This window comes from Streptococcus sp. UMB0029, assembly GCF_002871495.1.
Classification (GTDB): Bacteria; Bacillota; Bacilli; order Lactobacillales; family Streptococcaceae; genus Streptococcus.
Genome location: NZ_PNGD01000002.1, coordinates 142,717 through 150,610, shown reverse-complemented (window position 1 = coordinate 150,610; position 7,894 = coordinate 142,717). Strand labels below are relative to the sequence as shown.

Genomic DNA, 7,894 nt, shown 5'->3' with positions numbered 1-7,894 from the left:
GTGATATAAGGATCTGTTTCTAGCAAATTCACTGTAGTAGAATCTAAAGCTCGGAACAATTCCTGAGCAAAGGTTGATTTACCCGAAGCCCCATGACCGTATATTCCCAGTGTCCTGATTTTCCCCGTCTCGATCTCTGAGACTAGTTGATTCATTAAGTCGTTTTTCTTCATTCTCTCTTCACCTGTTCATAGCTTTCTTTTCCATCATTAAGCTTATCCCAAATCATTACTTGCCCACTTTTGAGGGATTTTTGCACATCGATAATTCGTTGGTTGGACGAACCTCGAAACTGAAGCATGAGATTTCTCTTAGTTCGATCATACCGTCCGTCTACAAGAATGTCAATTAGTGATAAGAGTTCCAATTTATCCGGTGTCTCCAGCATCATTTCTTCCCAAGTATAGCCCGTCCAGGACCAGATATCTTTGTCTGGCAATTCCTTTCGGATGCGTCTAACGAGAGGCAAGAGAATGCCCGTATTGAGAAAAGGCTCTCCTCCTAGCAAAGTCAAGCCTTGAACATAGGGCTGAGCAAGATCTGCCATGATCTGTTCTTCTAGCTCTGCAGTGTATGGAATGCCAGCATTGAAAGACCAAGTCGCAACATTATAACATCCCTCGCAGTGAAACATGCAACCTGATACATAGAGAGAGTTACGCACGCCTTCGCCATCAACAAAGTTAAAGGCCTTGTAGTCAATGATACGGCCTTGACTGAGTTCCTCGCTTTTCCATTCTTGTGGTTTTGGATTATTCATTCGCTACCTCTATCCAATAACGCTCGACTCCATTACGAACATCCTCAATGAGACCTCCATTTGCTAGAATGACTGCTCTACTAGCAGGATTATTCACGCTACAGGTCACAAGAGCTTTCTTGATATTCTTTTCCTTAGCAACTTGCAAACCCTGACGGAGAGCTTCCTGGGCATAACCTTTGCCTCTTTCAGATGGTCGGATGGAATAGCCAATGTGGCCACCTTTTTCTAGTAGGAAGTTATTGAGGCGCAATCGGAGGTTAAGAAATCCAAGTGCTTGACCTTTCCCGGAAAAAGCTACTAACTGAATTGCTGGGACCCATCCTTCAGGCAGATTAATCCCCATTTCCTGATTCTGATTGCTTTCCAACCACTCTTCATACACAAAGTTCTCTGTATCCCAAAATCCTCCATCATGGGCTGATTGGCTCTTTTCAAACTCTGCCATCATCTCTAAAACTGTTTCTTTATCTGCTAATCTTGGTCTTCGTAGTTCCATCCTTACCTCCCACTATGAGAAAAGCGAGAGCTGACTCTCACTTTTATTTTTTCTTATTCTTGTTTAAAAATTGTTCTCTGAGACTGAGCAAACGTTCTTTCTTACCAGCTCCACCCTTAGAGTGTTTCTCGTGGTAACGGGTCACTTGTGCGCGCCCTTTATCGTCTAATTGATATTTTCCCATTTCATTTCTTTCTAATTTGTTACTTGATGGCCAGCTATTTTAATCGTTGAGCCATTCATATGTTTGACACGCGCAGCGATTTCCTTGTGACGGCCGTTAACCATAGGTCTTGCTTGAGGATTACCAAGATAGCCACAAGTTCGTTTCACCACATCTACTGTTTTAGGGTCACTATTGCCACAGTTTGGACAAGCAAATCCTCTCTCAGTTGGTTCAAAATCCCCTTCAAAGTCACACTTGTAACAACGGTCAATTGGTGTATTGGTCCCCAGATAACCGACACGGTCATAGGCATAGTCCCAGACAGCTTCCAAGGCCTTTGGATTTTGCTGGAGGACTGGATACTCACAATAATGGATGAAACCACCTGACGCACCTGCTTCTGGATAGACTTTCTCAAAGTCCAATTTTTCAAACGGTGTTGGATTTTTACGAACATCATAGTGGAAAGAGTTGGTGTAGTATTCCTTATCTGTAATATCAGGAATAGAGCCAAATTTCTCTGTATCTAGTCGGCAGAAACGGTCTGTCAAACTTTCAGACGGTGTTGAGTAGATAGAGAAATGGTAGCCATATTGGTCAGACCACTCTTCTACACGACGTTTCATATCGCGAATGATATCTAGCGTGAATGCCTTAGCATCTGGATTACTTTCCCAGCTGTTACCAAAGAAGACTGTCGCTACCTCGTACAAACCGATGTAACCCAGCGAAACGGTCGCACGACGATTCTTAAAGAGCTGGTCAACACTTTCTTCTTTACCTAGACGATGGCCAAAAGCACCGTATTGATACAGGATAGGAGCATTTGCTGGTGTTGCCTCTTTAGTGCGTTCGACACGATAAACCAGAGCATCCTCAGCGATATTCATACGCTCGTTGAAGATTTCCCAGAACTTATTCATGTCTCCTTCAGATTCAAGGGCAATACGAGGCAGGTTAACCGTCACAACACCCAGATTCATACGGCCTGAATTGACTTCGACACCATTTTCATCCTTCCATCCTTGAAGGAACGAACGGCAACCCATAGGCACCTTGAAGGAGCCTGTCAAGTCAACAATCTTATCATAAGATAAAACATCTGGATACATCCGCTTGGTTGCACACTCAAGAGCCAACTGCTTGATGTCGTAGTTGGGAGTTCCTTCCTCTAAATTGAGTCCTCTTTTTAGCGTAAAGATGAGTTTTGGGAAGATAGCTGTACGGTGTTCTGAACCAAGCCCATTGATACGAATGTTTAAAATTGCCTTTTGAATTTCCCGCTCAAAACGACTAGTTCCTAGACCAAAACCTAGCGAAGTAAAAGGCGTTTGTCCGTTTGAAGTGAATAAAGTATTGATTTCATACTCGAGAGATTGCATGGCATCATAGATGTCCTTTTGCGTTTTCTTCCAAGCGTAATCTTCCCGTTTTTCAGGTAAGACCCACTCTTCCGCATCCTTGAGGTGTTTTTTGTAATTCTTCTCTGCATAAGGCGCCAAGATCTCATCGATACGGTCAGCTGAACAACCTCCGTACTGGCTAGAAGCAACATTGGCGATGATTTGGGAAATCTGGGCTGTCGCAGTCTGGATAGACTTGGGACTCTCTACCTCTGCATTTCCAATCTTAAAACCATTTTCCAACATACCCTTGAAGTCAATCAAACAGCAGTTGGTCATAGGGGTATAGGGACTGTAGTCCAAATCGTGATAGTGGATATCCCCCTTTTGGTGGGCATTGGCTACATGCTTAGGAAGCATTTGCAGTCCGATTGACTTTCCAACAATCCCTGCTGTCAAATCACGCTGGGTGTTGAAGACATCGCTGTCTTTATTGGCATTTTCGTTAACAACCGCCTGATCTTTGTTGAGAAGTTTATGGATACTAAAGTTTATATCTGTCGCTTTCGAGCGTTCAAAATCCCTTTGTGTCCGATAAGTGATATACTCCTCAGCCAAGGCATATTCTTTGGATTCAAGGAGTTCATGTTCTACGATATTTTGAATTTCGTAAATCTTAACCCCTTGTGGAAAGCGACTATGAATTTCTGTGACAATTCGCTCGGTCAGAGCATTGAGGCGTTTTTCGACCAAGGGTGTCACATCCATAACCTTGTCTGCCGCCTTGTGGAGAGCCTTGTCAATCTTGTCCACATCAAATACAACACGTCTCCCATCTCGTTTCTCGACGAAGAGAGTTGGCAAAATTGTAATTTTTTCTTCTAGTGCAATCATATGCATGCTCTTTTCTAAAATGTTCTTTCTAAAAAGTATTATACCACTCTAAAAAGAAAAATCAATATCTTGTGTTAAAAATCCTAAAATTTTTAAAAATACACAAGATATTGATTTTATTGTTTAATTTTATAAACTTTAAACTCTGAGTAATCGGTCTTTACTTGTTGGTAATTTTCTTTTAAAAGTGTTTCTACTTCAGACCAGAGCGCCACCTTATCATTCACCACAATCACCTTAGGTTGATTTTCTTTCAAATCATTGATCAAACTAGTTTTATTTTCTTCTGTATTCGTGTAGAGAAGAGGGGATGGGAACATGGATCCAGACAAACGCTGGCTTTCTTTATAGATCTGAACATGGGAATCCCAGATATAGATTTGGTCTCCCTCGCTCGTCTCTTGTCTTATTCTATCTACTACTTGATGCTGTTCACTATATGAAGCTAGATGCAAGACAAAACGAGCTACAAAAGGAACTGCAATTAGATAAACCACTACTAGAATCGGTAAGTAGAGATTTCCCCTCATAAATTTTTTCCATAAATTTGGAACTTCCTCTCTTCTCCGACAACGAGCTCCTCTAGCTGAATGTTTTCCACGAATACTGGCCATCAAAAGAAGGAGTAAAAATGGAAGGATTAGAATCAAACGCGAACCGTGAAGAGGTTCTTGAGAAAAAAGCAACAAGGCTAGTACAAATAAGAAAACAAAGCTAGCTGGTACTGAGATGACATATAATTTAGATTCTTTAGATTGGAACAAACCGAGAAAAATAAGGATGAAGGTTCCTAATCCAAAGGTTAATAGACCATAGAATAAAGTATTTTCTACTAACTGGGGATTAGTAAAAGTAATCATAGAAGTAAATGGATACAAAAATCTACTTAAAGCCTCTCCAAAACCTCCTGAAATGATGACATAGTAGCCTAAAGGATAAAATAGGAGAGAAAAACCAAGTGCTGTCGCAAAAAATTGATAAATTCCATGTATAAAGCGTCCATGTCCAATATTAAAGACCAACAAACCTACAGTTATCGCTACAATAAATAGAAGACTAGTTAGGGGTTCTATGAAAAATGATAGAGCCAAGAAAATCCCCAAACGTAAAAATCCTTTATCGTGATTAGGATTTGACAGATAGCCTGCTACTAAAGAAAAGCCTGCAAATAAGAATGGAAGAGCTAAAATCGTAGCATAGCCTCCTCCAAAACCAAGACCAGACACCAAAATATAAAATATGGTTAGAAGTTGTTTAGCTTGATCCCTTTGTTCCGTCAGATAGTCAGTTGCAGAAAAAAGGAAATACCCCCCTCCTAAGAGGGCTAGCCATTCTACCAAGGCAAAAAGGATACCTCCTTGGGTAATGTAAAGTAGTAAATAATAAAGAAGACCTTGACCAGCATAATAACTACTGTATAGCTGTCCTCCCTGATGCAAAGCCCACCCAATATACAAATCCTGCGCCTGAGAGGGACTTACCATATCTAAAAGTAAAGGAAGCACCACAGAAAAAACCGTTGCAATCGTACTTCCAATGATGAGTCTGAAAAACGGGAAAGCTACCTGTTCTTCTTTTTCCACATGAGATTCAATATTCCTATCCAGTCTATTTTCAATTTCATTACTCTGTATCGTTTCGAATACTTCTTCTATTCTGCCATATACAGCCATATCGTTTCTCCTATTCAATTTATCTGTCTTAGTATATCAAAAAGACCTAGAATTGTCAGCTTGCGATGGCTGTTTGAGCGATTTTTTGCATAGTTTCACAAAGGTTTCAATTTCCCGAAATCGGTGTAAATGTGTCTGTTTAAATGTCGTGATATAGTTCAATTCTTTCTGAGTCAGCATCGTTTCTCCCCTATATCTTTCTATTCGTAAAAAGCAAGAAAAAGAGGACTCAGTCATATATTAAATCCTAGATTTCTTATAAGACAGGGGCGAATAACTGGGCTATTTCCTTAATCAATTTTTGATACCAACTATTTTTTATCGTATGAGCAAAAATTTCTTGCGATACCGAAAAAATCTCTTGAAAATCTTTTTGAATCTCTGTGATTGATTCCGTTTTATATAACAAAACTGCATTTTCATAGTGGTGAAGCAAACTTCTGTAATCTAAGTTAATGGTTCCAACTGCAGCAAAGTCCTTATCCACTAAGATTTGTTTACTGTGAATGAAGCCTGGACTATACTCAAAAATTCTTACTCCTGCCGATAACAAATCCGAATAGGCTCCTCTTGTGATGAGTTGGATTAATTTTTTATCTGGAATGAAAGGGGTCACAATGCGGACATCAACACCCCTCATAGCTGCATTTTTAATACTCTCAGTTAAATCATAGTCAATAATTAAATAGGGCGTTGTAATATAGACTGAATCAGTAGCCTGATTAATCAAACTTTGATAGACTTTTTTCCCTACCTGAGTACGGAAGATGGGTTTGGGTCCACTACCATAAGGAATGCAGAGACCTTGACTAAAACAAGGCTGATTTTCCAAGTGATACTGATCAAAATCGCTGATTTCCCCACGATTGATATACCAAGTCATCAAAAAGAGACGGGTGAGAGCCTTGACACCAAGGCCATCTAAGCGAATCCCACTGTCCTTCCAATAGCCAAAGCGTTCTACATGATTGATGTACTCATCGGCTAAGTTAATGCCTCCTGTATAAGCTACCTGACCATCTATGACCAGAATTTTACGATGGTCCCGATTGTTGTAAGCCACCGTCAGACGAGGAATTACCTTATTAAATTTATGGGCTTCAATTCCTCGACTACGAAGCTGAATAGTGTAGTCTCCAGGCAAAGTCGCCATACAGCCGATATCATCATAGAGCATCTTGACCTCTACACCCTGAGCTGCCTTTTGCTCTAGTATGTCTAGTATGCTATTCCACATCAGACCTTCTTCGACAATATAGTACTCTAGAAAGATAAACTTTTCAGCTTTCTTGAGGTCTTCCAACATATATTGCCACATGCTTTCACCCGAAGAAAAGAATTGTGAGTCTGTTCGATCATAGACATCGGCGTTACTATCCATACTTAACAAAGATTTGATAACTCCGTAAGCCGCCTTATCCTCTTCCTTCAATTTCTGGCGGAGAGCTTTACTGTTATCCTCCCGAAAATGCATGGAACCAAGTTTGTCCAACTGCTTGATTTCTTTTTTGGACAATCGCCTTTCACCAAACATTATATAGAGCAAAGGACCAATAACAGGAACAAAAGTCACCACTAACCACATTACTTTGCTTTCAGGCGCCATGGAGCGATTGACAATAGCAACAATGGTCGCCATACTCATAAAGATTAAGAGAATCACCCAAAGAATAGGAGCCATGCGACCTAAATAAAGAAAGAGACCAAAAACAAGAGAAAGTTCAAGTAGCATAATCAAAAGACTAAAGCCATACTTGGACATCAATAATTGAAATTTCCTATATTTCATATCCCCTCCTTGATAGTTTGAATGCTAAAAACAGGTAATTGATACTCTTCGAAAATCTCTTCAAACCACGTCAGCTTCACCTTGCCGTACTTAAGTACAGCCTGCGGCTAGCTTCCTAGTTTGCTCTTTGATTTTCATTGAGTATGATACTAGTATAACGCAGGTATTCGATAGAAGGCAAGTATTTATGGTCATTTTTCTGAGTAATCATAAAAGAGACCGAAAAATCCAGTCTCCTTCTAGTCTATTTTGATAAAACGATACGATCTGAAGCGTCTCTATCCATATCGTCGATAATCATCTGATTGCCATTAATTGTATAAATCTTAGCATCATCCCCAATAATCATGCGTTGATTAGCGGCATCGAAGCTAACCTGCTTGATTTCTTGATCTCCGTCAGTTTCTACCTGTGTCCATGTACCAGTTGTTCCAGTTACCACTAAAGTGATACGGTCTCCTTCGTCCTGACCAGTATAAGTTCCATCAATATTAGTTGGTTGAGCTGTAACTGTATTTTGTGAAGAACTTGTTGCTGCCTGGTTGCTATTTTCTGTAGACGATGAAACAGTAGGTTGTGATTGCTGAGTTTGTTGAGTTTGCGATTGAGCTACTGGTTGTTGAACTTGTTGAGTTCTTTGTGAACAAGCTACTAAGAGACTAAGACTTGCTAGAGAAGCAAGAGAAAGTGTGAATGTTTTTAATTTCATGATGAATTTCCTTTCTGCTACCGATTTAGAGAATGTTTCTTCTAACTGGTAGTTCCCCTAG

General features: G+C 40.1%; 7 protein-coding genes. All 7 read right to left on the bottom strand.

The window, feature by feature from the left end; translation table 11 throughout:
• Positions 1-169: 169 nt before the first annotated feature.
• Positions 170-760: an anaerobic ribonucleoside-triphosphate reductase activating protein gene (gene nrdG / locus CJ239_RS01785; RefSeq protein ID WP_102210338.1), complete on the bottom strand. Its 591-nt coding sequence runs from the start codon at positions 758-760 to the stop codon at positions 170-172.
• Positions 753-1,259, bottom strand: a complete 507-nt coding sequence (locus tag CJ239_RS01780) for a GNAT family N-acetyltransferase (RefSeq protein ID WP_102210337.1) — start codon at positions 1,257-1,259, stop codon at positions 753-755. Before CJ239_RS01780 ends, nrdG begins: the two co-directional genes overlap by 8 nt.
• A 43-nt stretch (positions 1,260-1,302) precedes the next feature.
• Positions 1,303-1,443 (bottom strand): hypothetical protein, encoded by a 141-nt coding sequence (locus CJ239_RS01775; protein ID WP_000521621.1) that lies wholly within the window; start codon positions 1,441-1,443, stop codon positions 1,303-1,305.
• An 11-nt stretch (positions 1,444-1,454) separates the two neighbouring features.
• Positions 1,455-3,662 carry an anaerobic ribonucleoside-triphosphate reductase gene (gene nrdD, locus CJ239_RS01770; RefSeq protein WP_180958184.1) on the bottom strand — a complete coding sequence of 736 codons (2,208 nt, stop codon included), beginning with the start codon at positions 3,660-3,662 and terminating at the stop codon, positions 1,455-1,457.
• A 116-nt stretch (positions 3,663-3,778) separates the two neighbouring features.
• On the bottom strand, positions 3,779-5,335 hold the full coding sequence (locus CJ239_RS01765; protein WP_102210335.1) for a damage-inducible protein CinA: 1,557 nt from the start codon (positions 5,333-5,335) through the stop codon (positions 3,779-3,781).
• 256 nt (positions 5,336-5,591) lie between these two features.
• Positions 5,592-7,124, bottom strand: a complete 1,533-nt coding sequence (gene cls, locus CJ239_RS01755) for a cardiolipin synthase (RefSeq protein WP_102210334.1) — start codon at positions 7,122-7,124, stop codon at positions 5,592-5,594.
• A 244-nt stretch (positions 7,125-7,368) separates the two neighbouring features.
• Positions 7,369-7,833: an SP_0198 family lipoprotein gene (locus CJ239_RS01745; RefSeq protein ID WP_042901726.1), complete on the bottom strand. Its 465-nt coding sequence runs from the start codon at positions 7,831-7,833 to the stop codon at positions 7,369-7,371.
• Between the last annotated feature and the right edge of the window lie 61 nt (positions 7,834-7,894).